The following is a 13,259-nucleotide window of genomic DNA, read 5'->3' on the forward strand; positions in this document are numbered from 1 at the left end:
CGCCCGGTCAGTGCCGGGCCTTGCGCTCCTCACCACTGCGCCAGTTGCTGCCGGCCTTGGCCAGACCACGGCTACCCAGGTACCCGATGGTCAGCAGCGTGATCATGAACCAGGCGTTGTCGGCCCGGAAGATGTCCACGCCGGCCGAGTTACGGCCGACCAGCTGCGAGGCGGCCAGCACGCCGATCACGGCCGCGATGTAGACCCAGAACTCGGTCGTACGCAGCGACGGCTTGGTCTCCGTGCCGGGTGCCTGCATGGCCTCCCGGTGCCCGTCGTGCATCATCGGCATCGGGCGGGTGGGCGTCTCCTGCATCGCCCGGTCCTGCATGGCCCGGTCCTGCATCGCCCGGTTGGGCGCGTCCTGCGTCGGCCGGTTCATCGGCCTGGTGGAAGCAGCCTGCGTGCTCATCTTGTCCTCCTCAGGATGCGATGAGTCGTACCTGCGTTCCCTCGCCCCGCTACCGCGTGTCGGCCACGGCACGGTTCGCGTGCATGGCGGGGGCACCCGCCGTCTACCCGACCCGACGGCAGCAATAACCCCCACGACCCCCCGGATACTCGCCCTCCCCGGCTCCCCGCATCCCCCACCCCTCCACCCCACCCGCCCCCGCCCTCACCCCGAAGCCCTCGGCGTCGATCATGCAGTTGTGTCAGGGTGCAAAACGCCCGAGTGGTTATCTAAAGGTCACCCAAACTGCATGATCGACGCCGGGTGGGGCGGGGGCGGGGGGGCGGGGCGGTAGGACAGGGCGGGGTACAGGGGGTGGGTTTGTTGGTGGGAGTGGCGGGCACGCAGGTCGGACCGACCACTCCTGTGAGGTGATGGACATGCGTGAGGACGACGTGCGACAGGACGCCGCCCGGCGGGCCGAGGAGCGGATCGCCGGTGGCGTGTACGGCGAGGGTGTTCTCGACGAGGTGACCGTGCCCCCTACCGACGTGCAGCGGGTCATCCAGGACGAGGACCCGGACGACCCGGCGCACGTTCCGGTCGACCCGGAGGTGCTGCGCGACGGCGGACCGACCCGGGGGCAGGGTGCCGTCACCACGACCGGCGGCACCGCCGGCCCGGCCAGCGTGCGCCGGGTGGCCCGTCAGCCGGAGCGGCACCCCGGCAAGGTGGCCCCGACCACCACGGGCGACGCCACCACCGGCGGCCTGAGCACCCCGGCGAGCGGCTCCACCAGCGACCAGTCCGGCACCGCCAGCCAGGTCGGCGACTTCACCCCGGAGTGACCCGCCGACCAGGTCGCAGGGGGCCGGCGGGCGCAACGGGGCCGGCGGGTCAGGCGGGGCGGAGGATGCCCAGGCGTTGGGTGGCGCGGGTGAGAGCGACGTAGAGGTCGCTGCGGCCCCGGGGCGACTCCGCCACGATGCGGTCGGGGTCGACCAGGAGGACCGAGTCGAATTCGAGGCCCTTGGCCTGGCCGACGGTGAGCACCACCACGCGGCTCTCCAGCTCCGGGTCCTCGCCGATGGCCGCCTCGGGCAGGGCGGCGGTGAGCGCGGCGCCCAGCTCGTCGACCCGACCGGCCGGCACGATCACCCCGAGCCGGCCGTCGTCCAGGCCGGCGGCCTCCCGGGTGGTGGCGGCGACCAGCTCCGCCGCCAGCCGCTCCGGTGCCACCGCGTGGTCCCACGGCGGGACACCGCTGGAGCGTACGGAGCGGGGTGGGCGCAGTGCCGGGTCGATCTCGGTGAGGACGTCGGCGGCGACCGCCATGATCTCGGCCGGGGTGCGGTAGCTGACGGTCAGCTCCTCCAGCCGCCAGCGCTGCGCCACGTACGGCTCCAGCGCGTCGGCCCAGGACGGGGTGCCGGACAGCGCGCCGGTCTGCGCCACGTCGCCGACGATGGTCATGGAGCGGCTCGGGCAGCGGCGCATCAGCAGCCGCCATGCCATGGGCGAGAGCTCCTGTGCCTCGTCGACGATCACGTGCCCGAACGCCCAGCCCCGGTCGGCCGCGGCCCGCTGGGCGGTGGTGAGCCGGTCCGCCTCCTCCTGCCGCTCCAGCAGCCGGTCGGCGTCGATCAGGTCGGTGACGCCGAGGATCTCACCGCCGTCGGCCTCGTCCTCCACGTCGATGGAGCGCGAGCCCCGGGCAATCTCCAGCACGCCCTCGGCGTACTCCCGTTGCAGGGCCCGGATCCGCTCCCGGCGGGCGGCGGCGGCGCGCTCGTCCTCGCCGAGCAGCTCGGCCGCCTCGTCCAGCAGCGGGACGTCGGCCGGCGTCCAGCCGCCCGGCTCGCGGTGCAGCATGGCCCGCTCGGCCTCGGTGAGCATGGGCGCGGCGACGGCGATCCGGTCGGGGGAGGCGTACAGGTCGGCGAGCAGGCGCTGCGGGGTGAGCACCGGCCAGAGCTGGTCCAGTACGGCCCGCACCTCGGGCTCCTCGCGCAGCTCGCGGCGGATCTCCGCCACGTCGGCCTCGTCGAGCAGGTTCTCCCCGCCCAGCGGGTCCGCGCCGATGCGCTCGGCGACCTGGGCCGCGAGGGCGTGGACGATCTCGACGTCGAAGAGCGCCCGGGCCAGGTTGTGCGGCCGCTCGGAGCGGCGGGCCCGGTCCCGGGCGGCGCGGACGGTCTCCGGGTCGAGCAGCAGCACCTCCTGCTGCGGCAGCTCGATCTCCAGCGGCTCGTCGGGCACCCACTGCCGGTCCCGTACGGCGGCGGCCAGCACCTCGACCAGCACGGCGCGGCCCTTGAGCGCGGCGGTCTCGGCGGGCTCGGCGCGGCGGGCGCTGACCCCCGGGAAGAGGTCGCCCTGCGTCCGCAGGAGCACGCCCGTCTCGGCCAGCGCCGGGAGCACCTGGGAGATGTAGCGCAGGAACGTGGCGTTCGGGCCGACCATGAGCACGCCCCGGGTGGAGAGCTGCTCGCGGTGGGTGTAGAGCAGGTACGCCGCGCGGTGCAGCGCGACGGCGGTCTTGCCGGTGCCGGGGCCACCCTGCACGACCAGTACGCCCGGCAGGTCGGCGCGGATGATCCGGTCCTGCTCGGCCTGGATGGTCTCGACGATGTCGCGCATCCGGCCGGTGCGCCCGGCGTTGAGCGCGGCGAGCAGCGACGCCTCGCCGGTCAGCTCCTCGTGCGCGGTGGGGGAGGCGGTGTCCAGGTCCAGCACCTCGTCGTTGAGGGCGATCACCTTGCGTTCCCGGGTGCGCAGGTGCCGGCGGCGGCGCACTCCCTGGGAGTTGGCCGCGGTGGCGAGGTAGAAGGCGCGGGCCGCCGGGGCACGCCAGTCCATCAGCAGCGGGTCGTAGTCGCCGCCGGTGTCGAAGATGCCGATCCGGCCGATGTAGTGCGGGCCGCCGTCGTCGGTGTCGAGCCGGCCGAAGCAGAGGCCGCTCTCCACGGCGGAGAGCTGCTCGACCTGGTCGGCGTACATCCGCACCGCGCTGTCGCGCTGGGAGCGGGCCTGGAGGGTGCCACCGGTCGCCCGCAGCTCCTCGGTCAACCGTTGGGACGCCTGCTCGCGCAGCTCGTCCAGCCGGCGGTAGAGCATCGAGACGTATTCCTGTTCGCGGCCGATTTCGTCATCGGACTGCAATTCGGCGGAATCGGCGGAATGCCTTGACAAGCCGTCTCCCATTTGGTTAGCATCTCTCTCGGAACGGCTTTTGATGGCCGTTCTTTTTTGTTGCCTGAACTGAGAAAGATACCGTGCGCCGGCCGTCGCGACCAAGCGCGCCGGGCCACGCCACAGGCCGCCCCGCACAGACAGCGGGGGCCCGCCGCGTGGCGGGCCCCCGGACTGCCGGTCCTCAGCCCCTGGCGACCTCGTAGAGCCGCTCCGGCGTCACCGCTCCGGCGATGAGCCGGCCGTCGTCGGTGAGCAGCGCGCTGAACAGCTTCCCGGTCAGCAGCCGGCCGCTGCCCCAGTCGCCGCTGACCTTCGGCAGCCTGCCGAGCAGCGCCGCCGGGTCGCCGGTCGCCCCGTCCCCGGCGGGGGCGGTCCTGGCCCGGTCGGCGGGCGCGCCGGCGCCGTCGAGCCGCGCGACCACCACCGTGGCCCAGCTCTCGCCGACGGTACGCACGTCCGGCCGCTCGCCGTGCGCCGGGCGCTTCCCGGGCGCGTCGGCGGGCTGCTGCCGCCCGGCGGTCTCCTCGGTCACCTTCACCCCGGGCGGCGGGTTGAAGGTGAACTGCTCGGCGTCCGGCCGGGCGTACGACACCTGGGTGAAGGCCATCTCGAACGCCGGCTTGTCGCTGCCGTCGGCGAAGACCTCGAAGCGCAGCGGCACGTGCTGGCGCGCATCGATGGCGATGCGCACCTGGTGCACCAGCGAGGCGGCGTCGCGCGGGGCGAGCACCAGCTCGTACGCGTCCCGGCCGGCGACCGTGGCGGACCGGCCGACGCTCACCTCGGTGCTCGGGCTGATCGCCGCCAGGGCCCGGTCGGCCGCCTCTCCGGGGGTGACCGGCAACTCCCGGCTCTCGGCCCCGGCGGCGCCCTCCGGCAGCGTGCGGTGGGTGGCGGTGTTGGACCGGCTGTTCCAGGCCCACACGTCGCGGCCGTTGCGGATGACGTCCCGCTCGCCGAGCGTGTCCACGAGGGCGATGCGCTGCCGGTCGGGCCCGGAGTGCCAGACCCGCAGCGTGTGCGTGCCGGTCAGCAGGCCGGCCGGGCCGTCGCCGGCGACCAGGCCGGCCAGCGGCGGCAGGCCCAGGTCGGCGCGCTGGACGACCGTGCCGGAGAGCCCCTCCAGCCGGGAGGTCTGCAGGTCGACCAGGAGTTGGGCGGCGGTACGCGGCGGCAGGCTCGGCTCGGCCTGGGCGGCGAACGTGCCGAGCGCGGCGCCGCCGCCGATGACGGTCACGACGGCGGTCACCGGGACCAGCCAGCGCAGGACGGGACGGCTCTTCAGGACGGACATGTGACACCTCCTGCCGACATCCTGCCTCCCCGACGCTGTGAGGGCGCTGAGGACGACCGTACGACCGCCCGCGCGGGTGGCACCCTTGACCCCGTGCGGTTGCTGGTGGTGGAGGACGAGTCGCGGCTGGCGTCCGCCCTGCAACGGGGTCTGCAGGCCGAGGGGTTCGCGGTGGACGTGGCGGCGACCGGCCCGGCGGGGCTCGACGCGGCCCGGCACGGCGGGTACGACGCGATGATCCTCGACGTGATGCTGCCCGGCCTCTCCGGCTACGAGCTGGTGCGCCGGCTGCGCGCCGAGGAGCACTGGCTCCCGGTGCTCATGCTCTCGGCGAAGGACGGCGAGTACGACCAGGCCGACGGGCTGGACTGTGGGGCCGACGACTACCTCACCAAGCCCTTCTCGTACGTCGTGCTGCTGGCCCGGCTGCGGGCCCTGTTGCGTCGCGGCGCCCCCGAACGCCCCACGGTCCTCGCGGTCGGCGACCTGCGGCTCGATCCGGCCCGGCGGCGGGTGACCCGGGCCGACGCCGAGGTCGCGCTGACCAGCCGCGAGTTCGCGCTGCTCGACTACCTCATGCGCCGCCCCGGCGAGGTGGTCTCCAAGACGGAGCTGCTCGACCACGTCTGGGACGCCAGCGTCGAGACGGCGCCCAACGCCGTCGAGGTCTACGTCGGGTACCTGCGGCGCAAGATCGGCCGGGAGCGCCTGGAGACGGTCCGGGGCGCCGGCTACCGGCTCGCCCCGTGAAGAGCGAAGGAAGGGCACCTTCCTATCGCGTACGCGATAGGAAGGTGCCCTTCCTCACCGGGGTGCGCGGCGCGCTCGGGCTGCGCGGGCGGCTCATGGCGGTCGGGGTGCTCGGGGTGTCGGGGGGACTGGCCGTCGGCGGGCTCGTCCTGCTCGCCGTGCTCGGCTGGGCCCTGCAACGCGCCGTGGACACCGAGGCGTTCCAGACCGCCGACGCGGTCGCGCTGCTCGCCGCCGAGGAGGTCCTGCCCGATCCGCTGCCGGTGGCCGGTGGACAGGTCCGGGTGCAGGTGATCGACGCCGAGGGCCGGGTCCGGGCCGCCTCGATCGACGCCGACCGGCTGGTGCCGATGGTGTCGCCGGAACGGATCGACATTGGCGCGCGGCAGCGGCTGACGGTGTCGGGGGAGCGGGTCGGCCTGGCCGGGCCGGTGCGGGTGGTCACCGTACCGGCGGGCACCGCCGCCGACCCGCGCACCGTCCTGGTGGCCCGGTCGCTGGCGGACGTACGGCACAGCGCGCACGTCGTACGGACCATCCTGCTGGTGAGCTTCCCGCTGCTGGTGGCGGTGCTGGCCGCCGTGGCCTGGCGGGTGGTCGGCGCGACCCTGCGCCCCGTGGAGGCGCTGCGCCGGGGCGCCGAGGAGATCACCGGGCGGGACGGGGGCGGGCGGCTGCCCGTACCGGCGTCGCAGGACGAGATCCACCGGCTGGCGGTGACGCTCAACGGGATGCTGGGCCGGCTGGAGTCCGCCCGGGACCGGCAGCGGGCGTTCGTCGCCGACGCCGCCCACGAGCTGCGCAGCCCGCTGACGAACATCCGTACCGAGTTGGAGGTCGCCCGGCGGCTCGCCGACCGGACGGACTGGACGGCGGTGTCGGCGAACCTGCTCGCCGACACCGAACGGCTCGGCCGGCTCGTCGACGACCTGCTGCTGCTGGCCCGGCTCGACGAGCGGCCGACGGCGCGGGCCACCGGGCCGGTCGAGGTGGGGACCCTGCTGGCGGCGGTGGCCGCCCGGTACCCGTCGCCGCCGGTGCGCCTCGACGCGCCGGCGACGCCGCTGTGGACCGAGGGTGACCCCGACGAGCTGCGTCGGATCCTCACCAACCTGGTCGACAACGCGGTCCGGCACGCCCACGGCGAGGTGGTGCTGACCGCCGGTCCGGGCGCCGACGAGGCGGGCGGCTCTGGTGGGACGGCCGGTCGGGGAGCGGCGGCCGGCGGGACGGCCGCCCGGGGAGCGCAGGCCGGCGGGACGGCCGGTCGGGGAGCGGTGGACGGCGGGGGAGCGGGCGGCAGCGGCAGCGGCGACGGGGCGTACCACCTGGTGACGGTGACCGACGACGGGCCGGGGATCCCGGTTGCGGACCGGGAGCGGGTCTTCGGCCGGTTCACCCGGCTCGACGACGCCCGCGCCCGCGACGACGGCGGCGCCGGCCTCGGGCTGGCCATCGTGCGCGAGCTGGTCCGCCGGGCCGGTGGCGGCATCGTCCTGACCGACGCCCACCCCGGCCGCGACGACAGGCCGGGGCTGCGGGTACGGCTGCTGCTGCCGGCCCTGCCCGACCCGGAGCGGCCCTGACGGACCGGGCCACGCCGGGCGGTGACCCGGACGGACCGCCCGGCGCAGCCGCGACCGGTGCCACGCCCCCCGGACCCGCGACGGGCCGCCAGCCGTCGACGGCCCGTCAGTCGCTGATGGCCCGTCAGCCGCGGCGGGCCGTCAGTCGCGGCGGGCCGTCAGCCGCGGCGGGTGCAGACCTGCTGGGCGCGGGCGATCGTGTCGGTCGACCACACGACCGCGACGGTGAAGCAGTAGTCGGTGCTGCGGTTCAGTCCGTAGACGACGAAGGCGGTGGTGCCGGCGGGCAGGTTGGCGAAGGCCGTCTGCGCCTGGCCGACCCGGCCACCCGAGATGACCACCGGGCCCTCCCCGCCGGCCGGGTACGTCCAGCGCAGGGCCACGTTGTCGCGGTTGTCCCGCAGCGTCACCGAACCCGGCGGGCTGCCGGGGGAGGCGACGGCCCCGGCGGTGGGGCCGGCGGCGGGCGGGGTGCCCGTGCCGGCCGGGTCCCCGGCCCCCGTGGAGGCCGGCGCGCCGGTCGCGGCCGGAGGCGCCGGGTCGGGGTCACCGTCGACCCCGGCCACCCCGGCGATCACCGCGGCCGTGCCCAGCAGCACCACCAGGACGCCGCCTACGGCCAGCGGCAGCAGCCGGTTGGCGCGCCGGGACGGGGCGCGGTGCACCGGCACCGGCAGCAGCCGCGACGGCTGGTAGGGCTCCTCAGGCGTGCCGGGCTGGCGGACCCGGTGCACCCCCTCGGCCTCCTCGGTTGCGCCGCCGGCCAGGGGGACGACCGCCGGCGGTACGGCGCTGTCGGCCGGCCCGTCCCCGGCGTCGGCCTCCGGGGGCCACCAGCCGGGCGGCGGGTCCTCCGTCGGCTGCCGGGGCGTCGGCACCACGTGCGGCGGCCCGGCGTACGGGTCCGGCTCCGCCGGGCGGTAGCCCGCCTGCGAGGGGTGCTGTGCCGTCACCGGCCCGTCGCCCGGAGGCGGGGTACGCGCGGACGGCACGATCGGACCGTCCCGGTCGACGGGCGCGGTGTCTGCGCAGACGTGGTCCGGATTGGCCGCTGCCCTGGCCAGCCCCGCCACCTGCGTGGCCAGCGGGTCGTCCGCCGGCAGGTGCTGTCGGCACAGCTCCCGGGCCAGCGCCAGGTTGTCGTGCGCCTCGGCGAACTGCCCGCAGTCGCGCCGCATCGCCCCGAGCCGGGCCAGCATCTTGATGCCGCTGGGGTGGCCGTCGCCGTAGACCTCGCGGTGCAGCTCCCAGGCGTCCAGCAGCCGGTCGCGGGCCACCTGGCACTGGCCGCGCGCGTACTCCACGGTGGCCAGGTCGGCGTGGGCGGCGAGCACCCGCAGCGACTCGGGGCCGTCGAGCGCGGTCAGCTCGATGATCACTTCCTGGTAGAGCCGGGCGGCGCGGGACCAGCTGCCGACCCGGTGCAGCACCGCCGCGAGGGTGGCCGCGGCGGCCACTGTGCGCTGGTCGGAGCGCCCGTGCAGCCGGGTCGCGGCCGCGTACGCGAAGGCGGCCCAGCCCCGGGCCGAGTGCGGCTCGCCGAGGGCGACCAGCACGCGGGCCTGGAGGCTGGCGGCCTCGGCCAGCTCGGGTGTGGCGTTGGCCGGACGCGGGTCGGCGTCGGTCAGCGCGTCGGCGAGCAGCCGTTGGGCACCGGCGAGGTCGCCGGAGGACACCAGGTGGTGCGCCTGGTCAGTCAGTTCACCGAAGCCGGAAGGCACGCCCCATCGTGCTCATCCGACGACGGTAAGTACAAGACCCGAGTGGGAGTGTATTGGTCAAGAACCGGTCAGGTGTGCGGCGAGCGTCTCGCTGATCCGGCGCAACTGGTCCACCTGGGCCGGGCTCAACGCGTCGAACAGGTGCCGGCGTACCCCCTCGACGTGGCCGGGCGCGGCGGCGGCGAGGGTGGCGAATCCCTCGTCGGTGAGGACGGCGATCTGCCCGCGTCGGTCGGTGGGGCACTCCTCGCGGCGGACCCAGCCGGCCGCCTCCAGCCGGGCCACGGCGTGCGAGAGCCGGCTGCGCGAGGAGCCGCTGGCCTCGGCGAGGTCGCTCATCCGCAGCCGCCGCTGCGGCGCCTCGGAGAGCCGGACCAGGATCTCGTAGTAGGCGTGCGGCATCCCGGCGTCGCGTTGCAGCTCCCGGTCCAGCGCCTCCATCAGCGCCCGGGAGGCGGTCAGGTACGCACGCCAGGTGCGCTGCTCGTCGGGGTCCAGCCAGCGGGTCATGACGCCCATCATACGCCAAATAGTTGAACGTTCAACAAAACCGCGCTAGCGTCGGTGGCATGGGAATCCACCGCCTCAACCACGCCGTGCTCTACGTCAGTGACCTCGCCCGCAGCGTCGCCTTCTACCGCGACGTGCTGGGCTTCCGGCCGATCCCGATGACGCCGGACGGCTTCCGGGGCGCCGCCTTCCTCCAGGCGCCCGGCTCCACCAACGACCACGACCTCGGCCTGTTCGAGGTCGGCGCGGGCACCGGCCCCTCCACCGCCGGCCGCGGCACCGTCGGGCTCTACCACCTGGCCTGGGAGGTCGACACCCTCGACGAGCTGGAGGTGACCGCCCAACGGCTCGCCGCCGCCGGCGCCCTGGGCGGCGCGTCCGACCACGGCACCACCAAGAGCCTCTACGGCCAGGACCCGGACGGGCTGGAGTTCGAGATCGTCTGGCTGGTGCCCGCCGACCGGCTCGACGCCGCCGCCCTGGCCGCCCGCAAGCGGATCGGCCGGCTCGACCTGGACGCCGAGCGGCGGCGCTACGGCGGCCAGACCCGTGGCGGCGTGGGCGTCTCCGTCCCGGCCTGACCCCGAGCGGGATCCGACGGCGTCCCGTCCTGACCGGCCCGGGGACACCGACGCCGCCCCGACCGCGCGCCGCGCCGGCCGGCCCGGATGGGGGAGCTGTGCCCGGCCCGGGACGGGCGTGCGGTAGAACGGCAGCATGCCGACCGACGCCGTCCTGCGCGAGCTGCTCGTCCGACACCTGGAGACCTGGCTGCCGGGGGCGCTGCACCGCGCCCGGCGGGCCACCCTGGCCCTGGCGTACGCCGGCGGCGACGCCGGCTCCGCGGAGGACGCGCTGCGGGTGGTCGCCCGGCACGCCGATCGGCTGCGGGGTCGCCAGCTCACCGTGCTGGTGCTCGCCGACGGCACCGAGGAGCTGCCGGCCCGGCTCGGCGCCGTGGAGGCGGAGCTGCCGGCGGGCGTCGCCGTGCACCTCGTGCCCGGCGGACCGGCCCGGCTGCCGGTGGCGGTCAAGGCGGCCGGCGCGGCCGGCGCGCCCCTGCTGTCCGTCGTGGACGACGCCGCCGCCGATCCCGCCGTGCTGACCGCCGCGGCGATCGGCAAGCCGGCGGACGTGCTGCTCGCCACCGCCGTCGGCACCCCCGCACGCGCCGCCCTCGCCGACGCCGGGTTCCCGCTGACGACCGAGGTGGAGCTGGTGCCCGCCGACGGGGGCCCGGCGCGGCTGCTCGCCTTCGCGACGGGATCGGACAAGAGCCTGGAGGCGTTCAAGGAGGCGCTCTGGGCGGTCGGCGGTGCCGCCGACGTGCGCTACCGCGACCCGGCGGGGCCGCTGCTCGACGTCGTCGCGACCCCGGAGCCCGGCCCGCTGCGCCGCGAGCTGCTGACGGAGCTGGCGCGCTCCGGCCCGCGTACGGTCACCGAGCTGCGCCGGCACGCCCTCACGGCGACCGTCTACCGGTCGTCCGACGCCGTCCGGGCGCTGACCGGCCTGCTCGACGCGGGGGAGGCGACCCGCGACCCGGAGCACGGCCGGCTCGGCGGGGACGTGGTCGTCTCGGCGCGCGGGGACGGGCCAACGTCCTGACGCGAACGTCGAGCGGGGTGCCGGTGGATCACCGGCACCCCGCTCGACCTCGGGACCTCACGCCCGGGACTTGTCCTGCTTCCAGGACAGCGGACCCGGCAGGTCGACCCGGTGCGCCTTGGCCCGCGAGTTCCAGGACCAGCGACCGATCTTGATGCTCCAGGAGGAGAAGCCGTTCTCGGTGAAGTTCAGGATGATCGGACCGTACTTCTTGCGCTTGCGGAACATCAGACCCATCGTCGGACTCCCTTCGATTCCCTTCCCTGCCCTGTCGAACCCGAACATGCCCGGATCGCCGAATCGTGAAACCCACGCCCGTCCGCTCTGGACGGTGCTGCGGGGCGGTGACGAATCCCGTGCGTCCGAGGGGGCGAGCCCCACCCGCCGGCATAGGGGTTCGGGGCGGTTTCGGCCGACGTCGATCCCGTCTCCGATAGGGGCATTGACCGGGGCCCCGGCCCCCGGCAGCATGGGGCGATGACGCAGCGGGACGATCTTCTCCACGCGGCTCGCCTGCCCGTCGACGCAGGGCTGCCCCGCACCTCCGGCGCCCACCCGACCCCGCAGCCGGCGTGACCACCGTGGAGTGGTCCCGGCAGGGCGATGCCGACCTGCTGCCGGTGGACCGCGACCTGTTCCGGACGCTGCTGCGCCGGCAGGCCGCCACCGTCACCGTCGTCACCGCCGTCGCCCCGGGCGCCGCGCCGGCCCACCCGGACGCCTCCGGCGGGCCCGTGCGGGCCGGCTTCACCGCCACGTCGTTCACGTCGGTCTCGCTGGACCCGCCGCTGGTCTCGTTCTGCCTCGGGACCGCCTCGTCGACCTGGCCGGTCTTCGCCCGGGCCGAGCACGTCGCCGTGCACCTGCTCGGCGCCCACCAGCGGGAGGCCGCCCGGGTCTTCGCCACCGGCGGGATCGACCGGTTCGCCACCTATCCGCACTGGACGCCGGGACCGTTCGACGTGCCGCTGCTGACCGGAGCGCTGGCCCGGCTGCTGTGCCGGGTCGTGCACCGGGTGCCGGTCGGCGACCACACCCTCTTCGTGGTCGAGCCGCTCGCGCTCGGCGGCGGCGAGGACGGGGATCCGCTGGTCCACCACCGGGGCGGCTACACCACGACGGGCCCGCCGCCGGGGCCCTGACGGGCCGGGCCCACCCCACGGCGCCTCCGCCGGCGACGCACCACTCCGCCGGTGCCCGGCCACGTCGCCGGTGGCCGGGGGCGGCGTTCAGGCGGGGGCGCGGTCGATGACGAGCACGCGGGTCACGCTGCCGTCGTCCTCGGCGATGTCGCGTTCGTGGACGAAGCCGATCCGGGCCAGCAGCGACAGCGAGGCGTGGTTGGCGTCGGCGACCGTCGCGTACACGCGGGGCAGGCCGAGGGTGTCGAAGCCGTAGCGGGCCAGGGCCCGGGCCAGCTCCGTGCCGAGGCCGGCGCCCCAGGCCGGCTTCGCCAGCGCGTAGATGATCTCGTGACCGTCGACCTGGTCCGTCCGCTTGATCTCGGCGTGCCCGACGTAGCGACCGTCCCGGCGCACCGCCCAGACGTCGAAGAGGTCCTCCGCGTAGACCTTCGTGAAGATCCGCCCGAAGAGGGCGCCGGCCGCCTCGGCGCTCAGCGGGCCGTCGCCCATGAACCGGCCCACCTCCGGGTCGGCGAGCAGGGACACGGCGTCCTCGGCGTCGTCCGGCCGGTAGGGCTCCAGCAGCAGGCGGTCGGTGTGCAGGACGGGGGTGGGCATCAGCGCGGCTCCCAGGCGTCGGGCAAAGCCGTCAACCTACGGACGTGGGCGGGCAGCCGGCCACTGATTATCTCCGCGAGGCTCACCTCGTCGACCACCCGTCGCACGGCGGCCCGTACCGCGACCCAGAGCCCGGGCAGGTTCTCCGCCGCGCCCTCGTAGCTTGTCTCCTCCGGGCGCAGCCCGCGCACCCCGGCCAGCGGCCCCTCCACGGCGCGCAGCACCGCGCCGACGGTCACCTCGCGCGGCGGCCGGGCCAACGTGTAGCCGCCCTCGGCGCCGCGCTGCGCCCGGACGATGCCGGCCCGCCGCAGGTCGGCCAGGACGGCCTCCAGGAACTTGCGCGGCATGTCCTGCTCCGTGGCGATGGCCTGGGTGGACAGCAGCCGAGGGTACGCGGTGGCGAGGCTCAGTGCCGCCCGTACCGCGTAGTCGCCGCGCGCGGAGATCTGCACCCCGACA

The 13,259-nt window shown here is 75.6% G+C and carries 14 protein-coding genes; 6 read left to right on the top strand and 8 right to left on the bottom strand.

Going from position 1 to position 13,259, the window contains the following annotated elements:
* Positions 1–7: 7 nt before the first annotated feature.
* On the bottom strand, positions 8–412 hold the full coding sequence (locus EV374_RS27255; RefSeq protein ID WP_132240023.1) for a hypothetical protein: 405 nt from the start codon (positions 410–412) through the stop codon (positions 8–10).
* A gap of 419 nt (positions 413–831) precedes the next feature.
* Here EV374_RS27255 and EV374_RS27265 point away from each other — a divergent pair, with 419 nt between their 5' ends.
* The gene (locus EV374_RS27265) at positions 832–1,239 is read left to right on the top strand and encodes a hypothetical protein (protein WP_132240024.1); all 408 of its coding nucleotides are present in this window, start codon (positions 832–834) and stop codon (positions 1,237–1,239) included.
* Positions 1,240–1,288: 49 nt separating this feature from the next.
* Here EV374_RS27265 and EV374_RS27270 read toward each other — a convergent pair whose 3' ends face one another.
* The gene (locus EV374_RS27270) at positions 1,289–3,595 is read right to left on the bottom strand and encodes an ATP-binding domain-containing protein (protein WP_132240025.1); all 2,307 of its coding nucleotides are present in this window, start codon (positions 3,593–3,595) and stop codon (positions 1,289–1,291) included.
* A gap of 172 nt (positions 3,596–3,767) precedes the next feature.
* Positions 3,768–4,880 (bottom strand): sigma-E factor regulatory protein RseB domain-containing protein, encoded by a 1,113-nt coding sequence (locus EV374_RS27275; RefSeq protein WP_132240026.1) that lies wholly within the window; start codon positions 4,878–4,880, stop codon positions 3,768–3,770.
* A 93-nt stretch (positions 4,881–4,973) separates the two neighbouring features.
* Between EV374_RS27275 and EV374_RS27280 the strand changes: the two genes are divergently transcribed.
* Both EV374_RS27280 and EV374_RS27285 read left to right on the top strand, forming a co-directional pair.
* Positions 4,974–5,630, top strand: coding sequence for a response regulator transcription factor (locus EV374_RS27280; RefSeq protein WP_132240027.1), 657 nt, complete (start codon positions 4,974–4,976; stop codon positions 5,628–5,630).
* Positions 5,631–5,725: 95 nt separating this feature from the next.
* Entirely contained in the window at positions 5,726–7,216 is a 1,491-nt protein-coding gene (locus EV374_RS27285) for an ATP-binding protein (RefSeq protein WP_207914609.1), read from the top strand.
* A gap of 158 nt (positions 7,217–7,374) precedes the next feature.
* On the opposite strand, the gene EV374_RS27290 is transcribed toward EV374_RS27285, so the two are convergent.
* Positions 7,375–8,937, bottom strand: coding sequence for a tetratricopeptide repeat protein (locus EV374_RS27290; RefSeq protein WP_132240029.1), 1,563 nt, complete (start codon positions 8,935–8,937; stop codon positions 7,375–7,377).
* 57 nt (positions 8,938–8,994) lie between these two features.
* On the bottom strand, positions 8,995–9,456 hold the full coding sequence (locus EV374_RS27295; protein ID WP_132240103.1) for a MarR family winged helix-turn-helix transcriptional regulator: 462 nt from the start codon (positions 9,454–9,456) through the stop codon (positions 8,995–8,997).
* Between the two features lie 50 nt (positions 9,457–9,506).
* Between EV374_RS27295 and EV374_RS27300 the strand changes: the two genes are divergently transcribed.
* Both EV374_RS27300 and EV374_RS27305 read left to right on the top strand, forming a co-directional pair.
* Positions 9,507–10,028 (top strand): VOC family protein, encoded by a 522-nt coding sequence (locus EV374_RS27300; RefSeq protein ID WP_132240030.1) that lies wholly within the window; start codon positions 9,507–9,509, stop codon positions 10,026–10,028.
* A gap of 136 nt (positions 10,029–10,164) precedes the next feature.
* Entirely contained in the window at positions 10,165–11,055 is an 891-nt protein-coding gene (locus EV374_RS27305) for a hypothetical protein (protein ID WP_132240031.1), read from the top strand.
* Between the two features lie 57 nt (positions 11,056–11,112).
* Here EV374_RS27305 and EV374_RS27310 read toward each other — a convergent pair whose 3' ends face one another.
* The gene (locus EV374_RS27310) at positions 11,113–11,292 is read right to left on the bottom strand and encodes a DUF4236 domain-containing protein (protein WP_007075522.1); all 180 of its coding nucleotides are present in this window, start codon (positions 11,290–11,292) and stop codon (positions 11,113–11,115) included.
* A 335-nt stretch (positions 11,293–11,627) separates the two neighbouring features.
* Here EV374_RS27310 and EV374_RS27315 point away from each other — a divergent pair, with 335 nt between their 5' ends.
* A complete protein-coding gene (locus EV374_RS27315; protein ID WP_486485992.1) occupies positions 11,628–12,197 on the top strand; it encodes a flavin reductase family protein in 570 nt (189 codons plus the stop codon).
* 87 nt (positions 12,198–12,284) lie between these two features.
* Here the strand turns inward: EV374_RS27315 and EV374_RS27320 are convergent, their stop codons facing one another.
* Positions 12,285–12,797 carry a GNAT family N-acetyltransferase gene (locus EV374_RS27320; RefSeq protein ID WP_132240032.1) on the bottom strand — a complete coding sequence of 171 codons (513 nt, stop codon included), beginning with the start codon at positions 12,795–12,797 and terminating at the stop codon, positions 12,285–12,287.
* On the bottom strand, positions 12,797–13,252 hold the full coding sequence (locus EV374_RS27325) for an RrF2 family transcriptional regulator (protein WP_121398934.1): 456 nt from the start codon (positions 13,250–13,252) through the stop codon (positions 12,797–12,799). Before EV374_RS27325 ends, EV374_RS27320 begins: the two co-directional genes overlap by 1 nt.
* Positions 13,253–13,259: the final 7 nt, after the last annotated feature.

The sequence above is a fragment of the Micromonospora sp. CNZ303 genome (assembly GCF_004345505.1).

Coding starts and splice junctions, on each gene's coding strand:
- EV374_RS27255 (WP_132240023.1), bottom strand. CDS start 412: ATGAGCACGCAGGCTGCTTCCACCAGGCCGATGAACCGGCCGACGCAG.
- EV374_RS27265 (WP_132240024.1), top strand. CDS start 832: ATGCGTGAGGACGACGTGCGACAGGACGCCGCCCGGCGGGCCGAGGAG.
- EV374_RS27270 (WP_132240025.1), bottom strand. CDS start 3,595: ATGGGAGACGGCTTGTCAAGGCATTCCGCCGATTCCGCCGAATTGCAG.
- EV374_RS27275 (WP_132240026.1), bottom strand. CDS start 4,880: ATGTCCGTCCTGAAGAGCCGTCCCGTCCTGCGCTGGCTGGTCCCGGTG.
- EV374_RS27285 (WP_207914609.1), top strand. CDS start 5,726: ATGGCGGTCGGGGTGCTCGGGGTGTCGGGGGGACTGGCCGTCGGCGGG.
- EV374_RS27295 (WP_132240103.1), bottom strand. CDS start 9,456: ATGGGCGTCATGACCCGCTGGCTGGACCCCGACGAGCAGCGCACCTGG.
- EV374_RS27300 (WP_132240030.1), top strand. CDS start 9,507: ATGGGAATCCACCGCCTCAACCACGCCGTGCTCTACGTCAGTGACCTC.
- EV374_RS27305 (WP_132240031.1), top strand. CDS start 10,165: ATGCCGACCGACGCCGTCCTGCGCGAGCTGCTCGTCCGACACCTGGAG.
- EV374_RS27310 (WP_007075522.1), bottom strand. CDS start 11,292: ATGGGTCTGATGTTCCGCAAGCGCAAGAAGTACGGTCCGATCATCCTG.
- EV374_RS27320 (WP_132240032.1), bottom strand. CDS start 12,797: ATGCCCACCCCCGTCCTGCACACCGACCGCCTGCTGCTGGAGCCCTAC.